The 14,927-nt window shown below is 67.3% G+C and carries 12 protein-coding genes and 1 tRNA gene; 7 read left to right on the top strand and 6 right to left on the bottom strand.

The features are described 5' to 3' along the window. Positions 1–45: 45 nt before the first annotated feature. The 3 genes from pepN to ACZ48Z_RS21650 all read left to right on the top strand — a co-directional run bounded on the left by pepN (position 46) and on the right by ACZ48Z_RS21650 (position 5,461). On the top strand, positions 46–2,532 hold the full coding sequence (gene pepN / locus ACZ48Z_RS21660; protein WP_468737484.1) for an aminopeptidase N: 2,487 nt from the start codon (positions 46–48) through the stop codon (positions 2,530–2,532). 116 nt (positions 2,533–2,648) lie between these two features. Beyond that, positions 2,649–4,043, top strand: a complete 1,395-nt coding sequence (locus ACZ48Z_RS21655) for a pyridoxal phosphate-dependent decarboxylase family protein (protein WP_468737483.1) — start codon at positions 2,649–2,651, stop codon at positions 4,041–4,043. Next, the gene (locus ACZ48Z_RS21650) at positions 4,040–5,461 is read left to right on the top strand and encodes a lysine N(6)-hydroxylase/L-ornithine N(5)-oxygenase family protein (protein WP_468737482.1); all 1,422 of its coding nucleotides are present in this window, start codon (positions 4,040–4,042) and stop codon (positions 5,459–5,461) included. Before ACZ48Z_RS21655 ends, ACZ48Z_RS21650 begins: the two co-directional genes overlap by 4 nt. Positions 5,462–5,550: 89 nt before the next feature. On the opposite strand, the gene ACZ48Z_RS21645 is transcribed toward ACZ48Z_RS21650, so the two are convergent. After that, the gene (locus ACZ48Z_RS21645) at positions 5,551–7,296 is read right to left on the bottom strand and encodes a bifunctional metallophosphatase/5'-nucleotidase (RefSeq protein ID WP_468737615.1); all 1,746 of its coding nucleotides are present in this window, start codon (positions 7,294–7,296) and stop codon (positions 5,551–5,553) included. Here ACZ48Z_RS21645 and ACZ48Z_RS21640 point away from each other — a divergent pair. The 3 genes from ACZ48Z_RS21640 to pyk all read left to right on the top strand — a co-directional run bounded on the left by ACZ48Z_RS21640 (position 7,202) and on the right by pyk (position 9,789). After that, a complete protein-coding gene (locus tag ACZ48Z_RS21640; protein ID WP_468737619.1) occupies positions 7,202–7,402 on the top strand; it encodes a hypothetical protein in 201 nt (66 codons plus the stop codon). The genes ACZ48Z_RS21645 and ACZ48Z_RS21640 overlap by 95 nt on opposite strands. Before the next feature lie 105 nt (positions 7,403–7,507). Continuing rightward, positions 7,508–8,209 (top strand): SIMPL domain-containing protein, encoded by a 702-nt coding sequence (locus ACZ48Z_RS21635; protein ID WP_468737481.1) that lies wholly within the window; start codon positions 7,508–7,510, stop codon positions 8,207–8,209. Between the two features lie 143 nt (positions 8,210–8,352). Continuing rightward, positions 8,353–9,789, top strand: coding sequence for a pyruvate kinase (pyk, locus tag ACZ48Z_RS21630; RefSeq protein ID WP_468737480.1), 1,437 nt, complete (start codon positions 8,353–8,355; stop codon positions 9,787–9,789). Here the strand turns inward: pyk and ACZ48Z_RS21625 are convergent, their stop codons facing one another. Beyond that, positions 9,790–10,569, bottom strand: a complete 780-nt coding sequence (locus tag ACZ48Z_RS21625; protein WP_468737479.1) for a helix-turn-helix domain-containing protein — start codon at positions 10,567–10,569, stop codon at positions 9,790–9,792. Between the two features lie 88 nt (positions 10,570–10,657). Further along, positions 10,658–10,740 (bottom strand) — tRNA-Leu (locus ACZ48Z_RS21620). A gap of 101 nt (positions 10,741–10,841) precedes the next feature. Between ACZ48Z_RS21620 and ACZ48Z_RS21615 the strand changes: the two genes are divergently transcribed. Then, a complete protein-coding gene (locus tag ACZ48Z_RS21615; protein ID WP_468737478.1) occupies positions 10,842–11,498 on the top strand; it encodes an ANTAR domain-containing response regulator in 657 nt (218 codons plus the stop codon). 81 nt (positions 11,499–11,579) lie between these two features. On the opposite strand, the gene ACZ48Z_RS21610 is transcribed toward ACZ48Z_RS21615, so the two are convergent. From ACZ48Z_RS21610 to ACZ48Z_RS21600, 3 genes are read right to left on the bottom strand one after another with little or no spacing between them, the layout of a single operon-like run. After that, the gene (locus ACZ48Z_RS21610) at positions 11,580–12,296 is read right to left on the bottom strand and encodes an ABC transporter ATP-binding protein (protein ID WP_468737477.1); all 717 of its coding nucleotides are present in this window, start codon (positions 12,294–12,296) and stop codon (positions 11,580–11,582) included. Beyond that, complete coding sequence (locus ACZ48Z_RS21605) at positions 12,293–13,150, bottom strand: ABC transporter ATP-binding protein (protein WP_468737614.1); 858 nt, start codon at positions 13,148–13,150, stop codon at positions 12,293–12,295. The genes ACZ48Z_RS21610 and ACZ48Z_RS21605 overlap by 4 nt, the downstream gene beginning before the upstream one ends. Positions 13,151–13,155: 5 nt before the next feature. Next, positions 13,156–14,925: a branched-chain amino acid ABC transporter permease gene (locus tag ACZ48Z_RS21600; RefSeq protein WP_468737476.1), complete on the bottom strand. Its 1,770-nt coding sequence runs from the start codon at positions 14,923–14,925 to the stop codon at positions 13,156–13,158. Between the last annotated feature and the right edge of the window lie 2 nt (positions 14,926–14,927).

Here is a 14,927-nt window from a genome sequence, read left to right as displayed (position 1 = left end):
ATCCGCCTCTGTGAGTTGACCCTGCCATCAGGCAGCATGTCCTGCATGTCCGTACTGACGCGCGACGAAGCGCAGACCCGAGCCAAGCTCCTCGACGTTCACCACTACACCATCGCGCTCGACCTCAGCACCGGCGACGAGACCTTCGAGTCCCGCACCGTCGTCCGGTTCACCGCGCGCGCGGAGGCGGACACATTTGTCGAACTGAAGCCGGCCGAACTGCGCGAGGCCACCCTCGACGGCCACCCCCTCGACCCGGAGACCCTCCACGAGAACCGTCTCCCCCTCAAGGGACTGGCCGCCGGCGAGCACGAACTGCGCATCGACGCCGTCATGCGGTACTCCCGCACCGGCGAGGGCATGCACCGCTTCACCGACCCCACCGACGGCGAGAGCTACGTCTACACCCAGCTCTTCATGGACGACGTCCAACGCGTCTTCGCCGCCTTCGACCAGCCCGACCTCAAGGCCGTCTTCGACCTGTCGGTCAAGGCCCCCGAGAACTGGACCGTCCTCGCCAACGGCATCACCACCGACCTCGGCGACGGCAACTGGCAGGCCGCCCCCACCCCCTTGATCTCCACCTACCTCGTCGCCGTCGCCGCCGGCCCCTGGCACTCCGTGCACACCGAACACCGCGGCCTGCCCTTCGGCATCCACTGCCGCCGCTCCCTCGCGCCCTACCTCGACCCCGACGCCGACGAACTCTTCGAGATCACCAAGCAGTGCTACGACCGCTACCACGAGAAGTTCGAGGAGCCCTACCCCTTCGACTCCTACGACCAGGCGTTCGTCCCCGAGTTCAACGCCGGCGCCATGGAGAACCCCGGACTCGTCACCTTCCGCGACGAGTTCGTCTACCGCTCCGCCGTCACCGACACCGAACGCCAGACCCGCGCCATGGTCATCGCCCACGAAATGGCCCACATGTGGTTCGGCGACCTCGTCACCCTGCGCTGGTGGGACGACATCTGGCTCAACGAGTCCTTCGCCGAGTACATGGGCTACCAGACCCTCACCGAAGCCACCCGCTTCACCGACACCTGGACCGACTTCGGCGTCGTCCGCAAGGCCTGGGGCTACGACGCCGACCAACGCCCCTCCACCCACCCCGTCGCCCCCAAGAACGTCGACGACACCGCCTCGGCACTCCTCAACTTCGACGGCATCTCCTACGCCAAGGGCGCCTCCGCCCTACGGCAGTTGGTCCACTGGCTCGGCGAGAAGGACTTCCTCGCCGGCATCAACACCCACTTCGCCCGCCACAAGTTCGCCAACGCAGCCCTCGCCGACTTCATCGACTCCCTCGCCTCCGCCACCGAACGCGACGTCCACGCCTGGGCCGACGCCTGGCTCAGCACCACCGGCGTCGACACCCTCCGCCCGACCGTCACCCGCGGCGAGGAAGGCACCTACACCCTCCAGGTCGAACACAAGGGCAGCCGCCCCCACCGCATCGCCGTCGGCCTCTACGACCAGGACGTCACCGACCAGGGCCGCCACCTGGTCCTGCGCGAACGCCTCGACCTCGACGTCCCGCACCACACCCCCCTCCCCATCGGCAAACGCCCCGCACTGCTGCTCCTCAACGACAGCGACCTCACCTACACCAAGGTCCGCTTCGACACCGAGTCCTTCAAAACCGTCACCGAATGCCTCTCCGGCCTGCCCTCACCCCTGACCCGCGCCGTCGTCTGGAACGCCCTGCGCGACGCCGTCCGCGACGGCGAACTCGCCCCCACCGCCTACCTGGAAGCGGCCCGCGCCCACCTCCCGCACGAGACCGACCTCGCCCTCGTCCAGGGCGTCCTCGCCTTCGCCTCCACCTACGTCACCGACCGCTACGTCACCCCCGACCAGCGCCCCGCCGCCCTCGCCACCCTCTCCTCCCTGTGCCGCGACCTCATCCGCCGCACCGAGGACGGCGACAACCCCGGCCTGCGCCTCATCGCCGTCCGCCACCACATCAACGTCGCCGCCCACCCCGACACCATCGCCGCCTGGCTCGCCGACGGCACCGTCCCCGGCGGCCCCGAACTCGACCCCGAACTCCGCTGGCGCGTCCTCGCCCGCCTCGCCGTCCTCGGCGCCACCGACGAAGCCGCCATCACCGCCGAACTGGACCGCGACCCCTCCGCCACCGGCCAGGAAGGCGCCGCCCGCTGCCGCGCCGCCCTCCCCACCGAAGAGGCCAAGTCACGCGCCTGGGAAGCGATGTTCACCCACGACGACCTCTCCAACTACCTGTTCACCGCCACCGCCCAGGGCTTCTGGCAACCCGAACAGAGCGAACTCGTCCAGCAGTACGTACCCCGCTACTACGACGACGCCGTCGCCCTCGCCACCCGCCGGGGCCCCGCCATCGCCGACGCCGCCGGCCGCTGGGCGTTCCCCGACCACGCCATCGACGCCGACAACCTCGCCCTCGGCGAGACCTGCCTGCGCGACGCCGACCTCATCCCTGCCCTGCGCCGCAAACTCACCGACCAGCTCGACGACCTGGCGAGGGCCCTGCGGGTGCGGCAGGCGTAGATCTGATTTTCCCCGTACGGGAGTACCCCCTTTCGGGTCAGGATCGTTGACTCTCCGGGCGCGCGCACGCGGACCGCGTCCAAGCTGGAAGCCCCCAGCGCCCCCGGAGGTCGACGATGCACACGCCGCCCCTGGCCTCGGGCCCCGAAGGCCCCCACGCCCTGCGCCCGTTGCTCGACACGGTCCTGGACGCGCTGGGAGAGGGCGCGCGACTGAGGGGCGGGCCACTTCCGGCCGAGGGCCCCTCGGAGGTGGCGGAACGGTTGCGGGCCGCAGTGGGGGACGTACTCCCGGACGAGGGCGACCCGGAGGCCCTACGGCAGCTGGTACGCGCCTTGGCGGCAGGCGCGGCGGACCCGGCGGACCCTTTCTGCGCGGCTCACCTGCACTGCCCGCCCCTTGCGGTAGCCGCAGCGGCGGACTTGGCCGCGTCAGTGCTGAACCCTTCTCTCGACTCCTGGGACCAGGCGCCGGCGGCGTCAGAGCTGGAGGCCCAGGTAACCCGAGCACTGGCAAACGAGGTCTACACAGACCGACTCAGGGGCGCGGGGAACTGCGCGACCAGCCCCCACCGGCCCGACGCCTTGATCACTACCGGCGGCACGGAATCAAACCAACTCGCCCTCCTCCTGGCCAGAGAGACCCTGGGCTCGGACGTCCGCCTGGTCTGCGGCGAGAACGCCCATCACTCCCTCCCCAGGTCCGCCTGGCTCCTGGGCCTGCCCGAACCGCTGATCGTCAGAACCCCCCACGGCACCCTCGACCCCGCAGCCCTCGACACAACCCCGCCCGGACCGCTGCTCATCGCCGCCACCGCGGGCACCACCGACGCCGGCCTCATCGACCCCCTGCCCGAGATCGCCGACTGGTGCGCACAGCGCGGCGCCCGCCTGCACATCGACGCGGCCTACGGCGGAGGGCTCCTCTTCAGCGAACGGCACAGAGCCAAGCTCACCGGCCTGAGCGTCGCCGACACCGTCACCCTCGACCTCCACAAACTCGGCTGGCAACCCGTCGCCGCAGGCCTCCTCGCCGTCCGCGACAGCGACGACCTCGCCGCCCTGAACCAGCACGCCGACTACCTCAACGCCGACGACGACACCGAGGCCGGCCTCCCCGACCTCCTCGGCCGTTCCCTGCGCACCACCCGCCGCCCCGACATCCTCAAGATCGCCGTAACGCTGAAAACCCTGGGACGAACAGGACTCGGCGCTCTGGTCGACCAAGTCTGCGAGCGAGCACGGCAGTTCGCGCAGCTCGTCCACGACCACCCCGGCTTCGAACTCCACGAACCCCCCACCATCAGCACGGTCCTGTTCCGCCCCGCAGGCGCCACCGACGACGCCGTAGCCGCCGTACGCCGAAAACTCCTCACCGACGGCCGCGCCGTCCTCGGCCGAGCCCGCGCGGCGAACCGGCTCTGGCTCAAGGCCACCCTCCTCAACCCCACCACCCGGCCGGCCGACCTCGCCGGACTCCTGACCATCGTGGAAGGAACCACACCCCGATGAACCCCCACCCCCCACACCACGAACCCGACGCACCCCGCGACCTCGTCGGCATCGGCATCGGCCCCTTCAACCTCTCCCTCGCCGCCCTCGCCCAGCCCCTCACCACACTCGACGCCGTCTTCTACGAACAACGCCCCACCTTCGACTGGCACCCCGGCCTGCTCATCGACGGCGCCACCATCCAAGTCCCGTTCCTCGCCGACCTGGTCACCCTCGCCGACCCCACCAGCCACTGGACGTTCCTCAACTACCTCAAGACCCGCGAACGCCTCTTCCCCTTCTACTTCGCCGAGCGCTTCCACATCCAGCGCGCCGAATACGACGCCTACTGCCGCTGGGTCGCCGAGAACCTCCCCGGACTGCACTTCAGCCACCAGGTCGACGCCGTCCGCTTCAACCCCGAACGCGACGTCTTCGAAGTCGACTTCACCCAACTCGACGACAACGGCGAAGCCGAGGCACTGGGCCGCACCTACACCAAGAACATCGTCGTCGGCATCGGCACCGAACCCTACGTACCCGAGCCCCTCAAACCCCTCGTCGAAGCGCCCGGCGTCCCCGTCATCCACGCCACCGACTACCTCGAACACCGCCACACCCTCCTCACCGCCGACCACGTCACCGTCATCGGCTCAGGCCAGTCGGGCGCCGAAGTCTTCCTCGACCTGCTCAAAAACCGCCCCACCGGCCGCGAAAGACTCCACTGGCTCGGCCGCACCGAAGCCTTCGCACCCATGGAGTACTCCAAGCTCGGCCTCGAACACTTCACCCCCGACTACACCCGCTACTTCCACGCCCTGTCCGAAAGCACCCGCGACCGCCTCGGCACCACCCAGTGGCAACTCCACCGGGGCATCGACGCCGACACCATCGCCGCCATCCACGACGAGCTCTACCGCCGCACCCTCCACGGCGGCTGGCCCGACACCGTCCTCACCCCCGGCGTCCGCGTCCGCACCGCAGGCCGCATCGCCACCACGAAAATCGAACTCCACCTGGAACACACCCAGCAGAACACCCGCTCCCGGCTCACCACCGACGCCGTCGTCCTCGCCACCGGCCACCGCGAACGCCCCCTCGACCGCATCCTCGCCGGACTCGACCCCTACATGCGCCGCGACAGCCGCGAACGCCCCCGTGTCGACGAACAGTTCCGCCTCGTCCTCGACCCCTCCGTCAGCGGCGCCGACTGCCACATCCACGTCCAGAACGCCGAACGCCACACCCACGGCGTCGGCACCCCCGACCTCGGCCTCGCCGCCTGGCGCAGCGCGACCATCCTCAACACCCTCACCGGCAAGGAGCCCTACCCCCTCCCCACCCGCACCGCCTTCACCACCTTCGGCCTCGAACCCCGCCCCCTGATCCCACCCGCCCGCACACCCCACACACTCACCCCCCTCGTCGAGGGACGATAAGCCCCACATGCATGCCAAAGGCGCCGGCGCGAAACCCCTCGCCGACGCCATGGACACAACCCATCAGGCCCTCCAGAAGGACCCGAACCCTAGAACACCGGCGTACCGTCCCGCGTCAGCCTCCAGTCCACCGACGCGAAGTCCTTCGGATCCAGCACACCCTTCGCGGTCACCCACTCCGCGATCCGCGTACGGATCTCCGTCGACTCCGACCACACCTCGGTCGCGGACGCCACATGCGGAAACGCCCCACCACCGTTCGCACGGTAGTTGTTCACCGCGAACACGAACTTCTCCCCATCGGCCAACACGGCACCGTTGTACGTCAGGTTCCTGATCCGCGAACCCGCCGCCTGCGCGATGTCGATGTCGTACGAAAGCCCCGACACGTAGTCGTAGTTGTAGTCCGGACGGTTGCCCGCGTTCGTCAACTTCTCCACGTCGACCACCGCACCCGCAGCCGTCTGCACGAAATACTCCGCCGAATACTCCAGGTACGCCTTGATCTGCGCACCCGTCATCAGCTTCGCCACCAGCGTGTTGTCATACACGTACAGACTCGACAGGTCCCGGATCGTCACCTTCCCGGCCGGAATCTCCGACGTACGCGAGAACGGCGACGCCTGCGCGATGACCGGCAGCGACGCGTACTCCGTCGACGCCAGCGCCGCCCTGACCACGTCCTCCTGCACCTTCGTGATCAGGTCGATGATCGGGGCGTCCTTGTACCGCGCCTCGACCGTCGTCAACGTCTCAGTCGCCGTACCGACGACCTGGTTCACGTACTGCACGACGACATCGTGATCGGCCTTCAGCAACTTGGTGATCTTCGGGTCGTCGGCCACCGAATTCGAGTTCAGCACCTTCGACGACACGGACTCGACCGACCAGCGGCCCTTCTCCAAAACCAGCTCGAAGTCGAACAGCGACAACCGCTCCGCATACGCCAACGGCTCCGACAACACCACCGTCTTCCCGGTCTTCGAGTTCGTGACCCTCAACTCCGGGATCTCCACATGCGCATGCCCCACCAGAATCGCGTCGATCCCCGGCACCTGCTGCGCCACCAACGCCGCCGAATTCTCCACATACGGCAACTGATCACCGTACGAAGACGTCCCCGACGAACCCGAATGCGCCGACACGATCACCACGTCCGCACCCATCGACCGCAGCCTCGGCACCCACTTCGCCGCCTGCTCCTCAAGACCCGGAAACGTCAACTTCCCCTGCACATAAGCCTTGTCCCAGATCGCGATACCCGGATTCGTCAGCCCCAGCACCGCCACCTTCACCGGCGGCGCGCCCTTCACACAGAACTCCTTGACGAAGTACGGCGGAAAAGCCGGCTTCAGCGTCTTCGCGTCCAGCGCATTCGCACCCAACAGCGGGAAGTCGCACTGCTCCTCGAACTTCCGCAACGTCTCGATGCCGTAGTTGAACTCGTGGTTGCCCAACGCCACCGCGTCGTACCCGATCGCGTTCATCGCCGCCGCCATCGGATGCACCGGACCACCCTTCGCGGTGATCGGGTCGACCTTCGCGTAGTAGTACGTCAACGGCGTGCCCTGAATCGTGTCGCCCGCATCCAGCAGCAGCGTGTTACGACGCCCCTTCTCCGCACGGACCTGATTCACCAGCGTCGAGATCCGCGACAGACCCTGCGCGTTCCCCGCGGAATCCTTGTACTCCGCATTCTTGAAATAGTCCCAGTTGAAAACGTGGCCGTGCAGGTCGGTGGTGCCCATCACCGTCAGCGAATACCGCTTCACCGGCTTGTGCCCCTTCCCCGCCTCCGCGGCCTGCGCCGCCGGAGCCCCCACGGCCCCCGCCAACGCGACCCCCGCCCCGGTCACGGCGGACTTCTCCAGGAACTTCCTGCGGTTCAACGGCATCTCTGCATCTCCTCGGGGAACGGTCAACGACGCGCGTAGATTCTGACCCGGTCACCATGAACCGCAACACCCCCCACAGGTTTCGATCTGATGACCCAACCCGCGACAACCCCGGGCGGTAACCGGCCAACAACTGACACAGTGGGTCGTTATGGCCACCGACTCCGTGCCCTACGGCACCCCCGACGCCCCCCGCATCGCAGTCCGCGGCGAAGCCCACCTCGAAGTCGACCCCGAAATCGCCCGCATCGGCATCACCGTCGCCTCCCGCGGCAAAGACCGCCGCACCGCCCTCGACGACCTCACCCACCGCAACACCACCGCCCTCGACCTCGTCAAAACCTACGGCGACGCCGTCGAACGCCTCGAAACCGGCTCCTTCTCCGTCACACCCGAACTCAAGGAACACGGCCGCGGCGAACGCATCCACGCCTACCACGGCCGCGTCCACATCACCGCCGAACTCACCGACTTCACAGCCCTCGGCGAACTCACCACCAAACTCGCCGACCTCGACCTCACCCGCGTCGACGGCCCCTGGTGGGCCCTCCGCCCCACATCACCCGCCTACCGGGACGCCCGCCGGCAAGCGGTACGAGAAGCAGTCCAACGAGCCAAGGAATACGCGGAAGCCCTGGGCACCTCGCTCGCCGCCCTCCTCGAACTCGCCGACATCGGCGCCGAAGACCCCGAACCCCGATTCGTCGGCAAAGCCAGCCGCTCCCGCTCCATGGCCTTCGACGCCCAGACCGCCACCGACACCGGAGCCGCCCCCCTCGACCTCGAACCCCAACGACAACACGTCCACGCCCACGTCAACGCCCGCTTCACCATGGCACCACCAAGCCTCTGAAGCCGCTCCGCTTTGCACTCGAAACGCTCATCAGAGCACCCCCGCGCACACTTCAACCCTTGTCAACAACCCTTCACCCAAAGGTTGTTGAGCCGCCATACCTACCCAATTCCCTACCCATCGGTAAGGCCTAGGCTCACACCATGCGCCGCGCAAAGATCGTCTGCACCCTGGGCCCCGCCACCCACACGTACGACCAGATCAAAGCCCTTATCGACGCCGGAATGGACGTAGCCCGCTTCAACCTCAGCCACGGCACCCACGCCGAACACGAGGAGCGCTACCACCACGTCCGCAAGGCCTCCGACGAAACCGGCCACAGCGTCGGCCTCCTCGCCGACCTACAAGGCCCGAAGATCCGCCTCGGCCACTTCACCGAAGGCCCCGTACTCCTCGAACACGGCGACACCTTCACCATCACGGTGGAAGAGGGCGCAGAAGGCGACCAACGGTCCTGCGGGACGACGTACGGCGGACTCGCCGAGGACGTCAGTATCGGCGAACACATCCTCGTCGACGACGGCAAGGTCTGCCTGGAGGTCACCTCCGTCGACGGCCCCCGCGTCCACACCACGGTCGTCGAAGGCGGCATCATCTCCGACCACAAAGGCCTCAACCTCCCAGGCGTCTCCGTCTCCGTCCCCACCCTCTCCCCGAAGGACGAGGACGACCTCCGCTGGGCCCTGCGCACAGGCTTCGACGCCATCGCCCTCTCCTTCGTCCGCAGCGGCCGCGACATCGAGAACGTCCACCGCATCATGGACGAGACGGGCCGACGGCTCCCCGTCATCGCCAAGGTCGAGAAACCGCAGGCCGTCGAGGCGCTCGACGACATCGTCGCCGCCTTCGACGGGATCATGGTGGCCCGCGGCGACCTGGGCGTGGAAATGCCGCTGGAACAGGTCCCCCTCGTCCAAAAACGCGCGATCAAACTCGCGAAACGGAACGCCAAGCCCGTGATCGTCGCCACACAGATGCTCGACTCGATGATCGACAACTCCCGTCCGACCAGGGCCGAGGCCTCGGACGTCGCCAACGCGGTCATCGACGGCACGGACGCGGTGATGCTCTCCGGCGAGACAAGCGTGGGCAAGCACGCCGTCGAAACGGTTCGAACCATGGCGAAGATCGTGGAAGCGGCGGAGGAAGACATCCTCGCGAAAGGGCTGCCCCCACTGACCGAACACAACAAACCGCGCACCCAGGGCGGGGCGGTCGCCCGGGCGGCAGCGGAGATGGGCGACTTCCTCGGCGCCAAGTTCCTGGTCGCCTTCACCCAATCGGGCGACACCGCCCGACGACTCTCCCGCTACCGCTCCCCGATCCCCCTCCTGGCCTTCACCCCGGAACCGGCCACCCGCTCCCAGCTCAGCCTGACCTGGGGAGTGGAGACGTTCCTCGGCCCACACGTCGACTCCACGGACGCGATGATCGACCAGGTCGACGAACTGCTCCTGAAGTACGGCCGCTGCGAGAAGGGCGACGTGGTCGTGATCACGGCCGGCTCCCCACCCGGGGTCTCCGGCTCGACGAACCTGGTCCGGGTGCACCACATCGGTGAGGACGACAGCCCCGAGTAGTCAGTGCTTGGGGCCTACGTGGGCGTCCATCAGGGCGACTGAGGCTTTGCGGGCGATGGAGATGTTGTACGGGTTGCCGTGCCGGGTGCAGTGCGTCCAGTCGATGCCAAGCTGTTCGAGGGTGTCGGTGAAGAGCCTCCGAATGTCGTCGGACACGTTGGTGAAGAAGTACCGGGGGTACTCGTAGCGCTTGCGCTCACCCGCGACGAGTCGAGTCGTCCAGTTGGTGGTGCGGCACCCGTCCGAATGGATGAGGCCGCGGATGAACTCCCAGGGATGCGCGTCGACGATTGCTTGCTGCCAGGGTTCGAGGGCGATGAGGCGATCGTGTTTCTTGCCTGGGCCGTGCTGGGGGAACATGCAGGTCCAGTGCCTGGTGTACGACTTCACCTCGACGCAGCCCAGCTTGTGGCGCTGCTTGACGCTGGGCAGCGGCATCACTCTGCGCATGGCGTCTTCAGCGGCAGCAATCAGGCCAGTCTGTGTCGCGTTGCAGAAGACGGACAAGTGGTGCTGCTTCGGCTTCGAGACGATGTGGCCGTCCCCGAGGTATAGGCCGAGCAGGTAGGCATACGCCGTCTCATCGAACGAGCACCCCGTACATCGAGGGCAGTCTGTTGGCTGCTCGTAAGTCTCACCCCGTGCCTTGCGGTCTTCGCTGCGCCACCAGCCGATGGTTCCGCGCGGGATGTTGAGGCGCTCCGCGACTGTCCGGTTGGGGACGCCCTGACGCATCAGTGCGACAGCCTGGGCGCGAATCGAAGGGCTGTGCTGTTCCATGCCGACACTCTGCGAGGATGATCGCGGCGACACGCAGCAAAAAGCGGATGTTCACGAGAACGTGGACATCCGCTTCCAGATCAAGCAGTGCCGGGTGCGGGACTCGAACCCGCAAGCCCTCTCGGGCAGATGTGTTTGAGACATCCGTGTATGCCATTCCACCAACCCGGCAAGACTGGCTGATCGGAAGCATACCGGGTCACCGTCGCTGTCCGCCTCTAGGTAGGCTGCATAAGCAGCAGTACCTGCCCGGCCCGTAACAAGGAGCCCCCGTGACCGCCCCCGAGTCGCCCCAGCCCGTAGACGCGCCCGACGACGACAAGTCGCACGTGCCTCCGCTGACGACCCGTGTCGTCATTGCCGAGGACGAGGCGCTGATTCGTCTCGATCTCAAGGAGATGCTGGAGGAGGAGGGCTACAGCGTCGTAGGTGAGGCCGGTGACGGTGAGCGGGCTGTGGAGCTCGCCCGTGAGCACAAGCCGGATCTTGTCATCCTCGATGTGAAGATGCCCAAGCTGGACGGGATCTCCGCCGCGGAGAAGATCGCCGAGGAGCGGATCGCGCCGGTGCTGATGCTGACGGCGTTCTCGCAGCGGGATCTTGTGGAGCGGGCTCGTGATGCCGGTGCGATGGCGTATCTGGTGAAGCCGTTCAGTAAGAGTGATGTCGTGCCGGCGATCGAGATGGCTGTTTCCCGGTTCACGGAGTTGAGGGAGCTGGAGAACGAGGTCGCGGACCTCACCCTGCGTCTGGAGACGCGGAAGCTGGTGGACCGGGCGAAGTCGATTTTGCAGACGTCGTACGGGCTGACGGAGCCGGCCGCGTTCCGGTGGATTCAGAAGACGTCGATGGATCGGCGTATGTCGATGCAGCAGGTTGCTGAGGCGGTCATTCTGGATGCGGACGAGAAGAAGGCGAACAAGGGCTGACGGCGGCCGGTCGTACGACGAGGCCCGCGCCCCCCGGAGAATCGGGGGCGCGGGCCTCGTCGTATGCCCGGGTGGGGGCGGTCAGTCTTCGCCGAGGTAGGCCTTGCGTACGGATTCGTCGTGGAGGAGGTCCTGTCCGGTGCCGGAGAGGGCGATGGTGCCGATTTCCATGACGTGGCCTTGGTCGGCGAGTGAGAGGGCTGCTTGGGCGTTCTGTTCGACGAGGAGGATCGTCGTGCCCTGGGATTTGAGTTCGACGATGGTCGCCATGATCTTCTGCATCATGATCGGGGAGAGGCCCATGGAGGGTTCGTCGAGCATGAGCAGTTTGGGCTGGGACATGAGTGCGCGGCCCATGGCGAGCATTTGTTGTTCGCCGCCGGAGAGGGTGCCTGCGGCTTGGGTGCGGCGTTCTCCGAGGATGGGGAAGAGGTCGTAGGCGCGCTGGATGTCCTTTTCGATGCCTTCTTTGTCTTTTCTGAGGAAGGCTCCGAGTTGGAGGTTTTCGAAGATGGTGAGGCGGGGGAAGATGTGCCGGCCTTCGGGGGAGTGGGCGAGCCCGAAGGAGACGATCTTGTGGGCGGGGACGCCGTTGAGGGGTTTCCCGTCGAAGAGGATCTTCCCGGAGGTGGGCTTCAGCAGGCCGGAGAGGGTCCTGAGGGTGGTGGTCTTGCCGGCGCCGTTGGTGCCGATGAGGGTGACGACCTGGCCGGCTTCGACGCTGAAGGAGATGCCTTTGACGGCTTCGATCTTGCCGTAGGAGACGCGGAGGTCCTCGACTTCGAGGAGTGCGGTCACTGGCCTTCTCCCTTGGTGCCGGTGGTGCTCTGTGCTTCGGCTGCCTCGACTTCGGCGGCTTCGGCTGCGCCGGGGTCGCCTTCGAAGGGTTCGCCGAGGTAGGCGGCGATGACGCGTTCGTCGGCCTGGACGACCTCGGAGGTGCCTTCGACGAGTTTTTCGCCCTGGACGAGGACGGCGACGCGGTCGCTGAGGTTGAAGACGAAGCGCATGTCGTGCTCGATGAGGAGGACGGCGATGCCCTTGTCCCGGATGGCGAAGACGAGCTCTTCGGTGGCTCGGGTCTCCTGGGGGTTCATGCCGGCGGTCGGCTCGTCGAGGAGGAGCAGGCCCGGCTCGGAGGCCAGGGCGCGTGCGATCTCCAGCTTGCGCTGTTCGCCGTAGGGGAGGTTGCGGGCGAGGTGGTCGCGCTTGGCCTCCAGGCCGATGAACTCCAGGAGTTCCATGGCGCGTTCTTCGCTGGCCTTTTCTGCCTTCTTGAAGCCGGGGCCGCGGAGGAGGGCTGACCAGAGGCCTTCCTTGGTGCGGGTGTGGCGGCCGACGAGGACGTTTTCCAGGACGGTCATGTTGGCGAAGAGGCGGATGTTCTGGAAGGTGCGGGCGATGCCGGCCTGGGTGACCAGGTGGGGCTTCGGGGGGAGCACGGTGCCCTTGTACGACACTGTGCCCTCGGTGGGGACGTACAGGCCGGTGAGGCAGTTGAAGAAGGTGGTCTTGCCGGCGCCGTTGGGTCCGATGAGGCCGACGATTTCGCCTGCGTTGACGGTGAAGTCGACGGAGCGGACGGCGGTGAGGCCGCCGAAGCGCATGGTGACGTTGCGGGCTTCGAGTACGGGTGTGGTCTGTGTCGTCATTGTGCTCATGCCCCCGCCTTGGTCACGGTGGCTGGTTGGCCGGTCAGTGTGGTGGTGTCGGGTACGTCGAGTTGGCCGGTCTCGTGGAATTCGAGTTGGCGGCGGCGGTTGGCGATGATGCCTTCGGGGCGGAAGCGCATCAGCAGGATGAGGGCGATGCCGAAGGCGAGCAGTGACTTGTCCTGGAGGAAGACGAGCTTTTCCGGGAGCAGGTAGAGGAGTGCCGCGCCGAGGATCGGGCCTGCGACCGTGCCCATGCCGCCGAGGACGACTGCGGCGAGGAGGAACGCCGAGTTCGGAGGTGTGGAGCCGGCGAACTGGTAGGGGGTGGGGACGACGCTGTAGGTGACGTGGGCGCTGACGGTGCCGGCGAGGCCGGCGAGGGAGGCGCCGAGGGCGAAGGCGATGAGTTTGACGCGGAAGCCGTTGATGCCCATGGCGGTGGCGGCGGTTTCGTCTTCGCGGATGGCGATCCAGGAGCGGCCGATGCGGGAGTCGGCGGCGCGGGTGTAGACGAGGACGACGATGGCCATGATGAGGACCATCAGCAGGTAGTAGTTGGCGAAGCGGCCGAGGGTGAAGCCGCCGATGTCGTGGGCTTTGCCGAGGTCGAACCCGAGGAGGTTGAGGTCGGGGATGGCGGGGATGCCGTTGGGTCCGTTGGTGATGTCGGGGCCGGATTCGCCGTCCATGTTGTTGACGGCGATGCGGAAGATCTCTCCGAAGCCGAGGGTGACGATGGCGAGGTAGTCGCCGCGCAGTCGCAGGGTGGGGGCGCCGATGAGGACGCCGAAGAGGAGGGATGCGGCGGCGCCGGTGATGGCGGCGAGCCAGAAGGGGAAGTGGACGCCGGAGAAGCGGGAGAACTCGGAACCGGAGACGAGGGCGGCGGTGTAGGCGCCGACGCCGAGGAAGGCGACGTATCCGAGGTCGAGGAGTCCGGCGAGGCCGACGACGATGTTGAGGCCGAGGGCTACGGTGCCGAAGATCAGGATGTTGACGCCGATGTTGGCATAGTGGTCGTCGGTCTGGGTGAAGGGGAACGCGATCGCGGCGGCGAAGCCCATGGCGAGCGTGAAGCTGCGGTTGCGGGCGACGAGTGCGGAGAAGCGGTCCATGAGGCCTGCGGTGTGCAGGGCCCAGACGGCGAAGACGACGACGATGAGGTAGCCGACGAAGAGTTCGCCGTACTCGGTGTCGATGCCGTAGGTGAAGACGGCGAGGCCGATGATCGTGGCGACGGTGATGAGCGCGCGTTCCACCCAGGGGCTGAGGGGCGGGGCGGCGGGGATGCCGTCGGGCTTGGCGATGTAGGCCTTGAGGAGTGCGTCGGTGTTGGCGGTGTCGCGCTCGGGGAGGGCGAGGGCGCCGATGACGGGCAGGAGGGAGGCGATGGCCGCGATCCAGCCGCCGGGTTCGAGGTTGGTGAGTCCGCCGAGTTCTGCGGCGATCGAGATGATCGTGTACCAGGTGACGCCGAAGGCGCCGATGGCGGTGAGGACCAGGGGGGCGTTGTTGCGGGCGGGGATGAGTCCGCGGAGTCCTGGGGTGCCGTAGGAGGCGAGGGTGAAGAGGGTGGTGAGGAGGCCGGCGATGAGGGTCAGCCATTGGAGGCCGCCGGGGTAGCCGGTGACGGTGAGGTCGCCGGGGAACTCGCTGGTCCAGGTCCAGGCGAGGAAGGCGGAGGCGGCGGTGGCGATGCCTCCGGCGAGGAGGAGTGCGCGGGCGGCCGTGAGGGGCAGCGGGATCAGGCGGCGAGTGGTGGTGTCGGTCATGG

The organism is Streptomyces sp. NPDC031225 (assembly GCF_055570355.1).
This window is presented reverse-complemented; position numbering and strand designations above follow the sequence as displayed.

Bases quoted from the DNA above. Each gene is read 5' to 3' on its own strand.
- pepN (WP_468737484.1), top strand. From the start codon at position 46: ATGTCCGTACTGACGCGCGACGAAGCGCAGACCCGAGCCAAGCTCCTC.
- ACZ48Z_RS21655 (WP_468737483.1), top strand. From the start codon at position 2,649: ATGCACACGCCGCCCCTGGCCTCGGGCCCCGAAGGCCCCCACGCCCTG.
- ACZ48Z_RS21650 (WP_468737482.1), top strand. From the start codon at position 4,040: ATGAACCCCCACCCCCCACACCACGAACCCGACGCACCCCGCGACCTC.
- ACZ48Z_RS21635 (WP_468737481.1), top strand. From the start codon at position 7,508: ATGGCCACCGACTCCGTGCCCTACGGCACCCCCGACGCCCCCCGCATC.
- pyk (WP_468737480.1), top strand. From the start codon at position 8,353: ATGCGCCGCGCAAAGATCGTCTGCACCCTGGGCCCCGCCACCCACACG.
- ACZ48Z_RS21625 (WP_468737479.1), bottom strand. From the start codon at position 10,569: ATGGAACAGCACAGCCCTTCGATTCGCGCCCAGGCTGTCGCACTGATG.
- ACZ48Z_RS21605 (WP_468737614.1), bottom strand. From the start codon at position 13,150: ATGACGACACAGACCACACCCGTACTCGAAGCCCGCAACGTCACCATG.
- ACZ48Z_RS21600 (WP_468737476.1), bottom strand. From the start codon at position 14,925: ATGACCGACACCACCACTCGCCGCCTGATCCCGCTGCCCCTCACGGCC.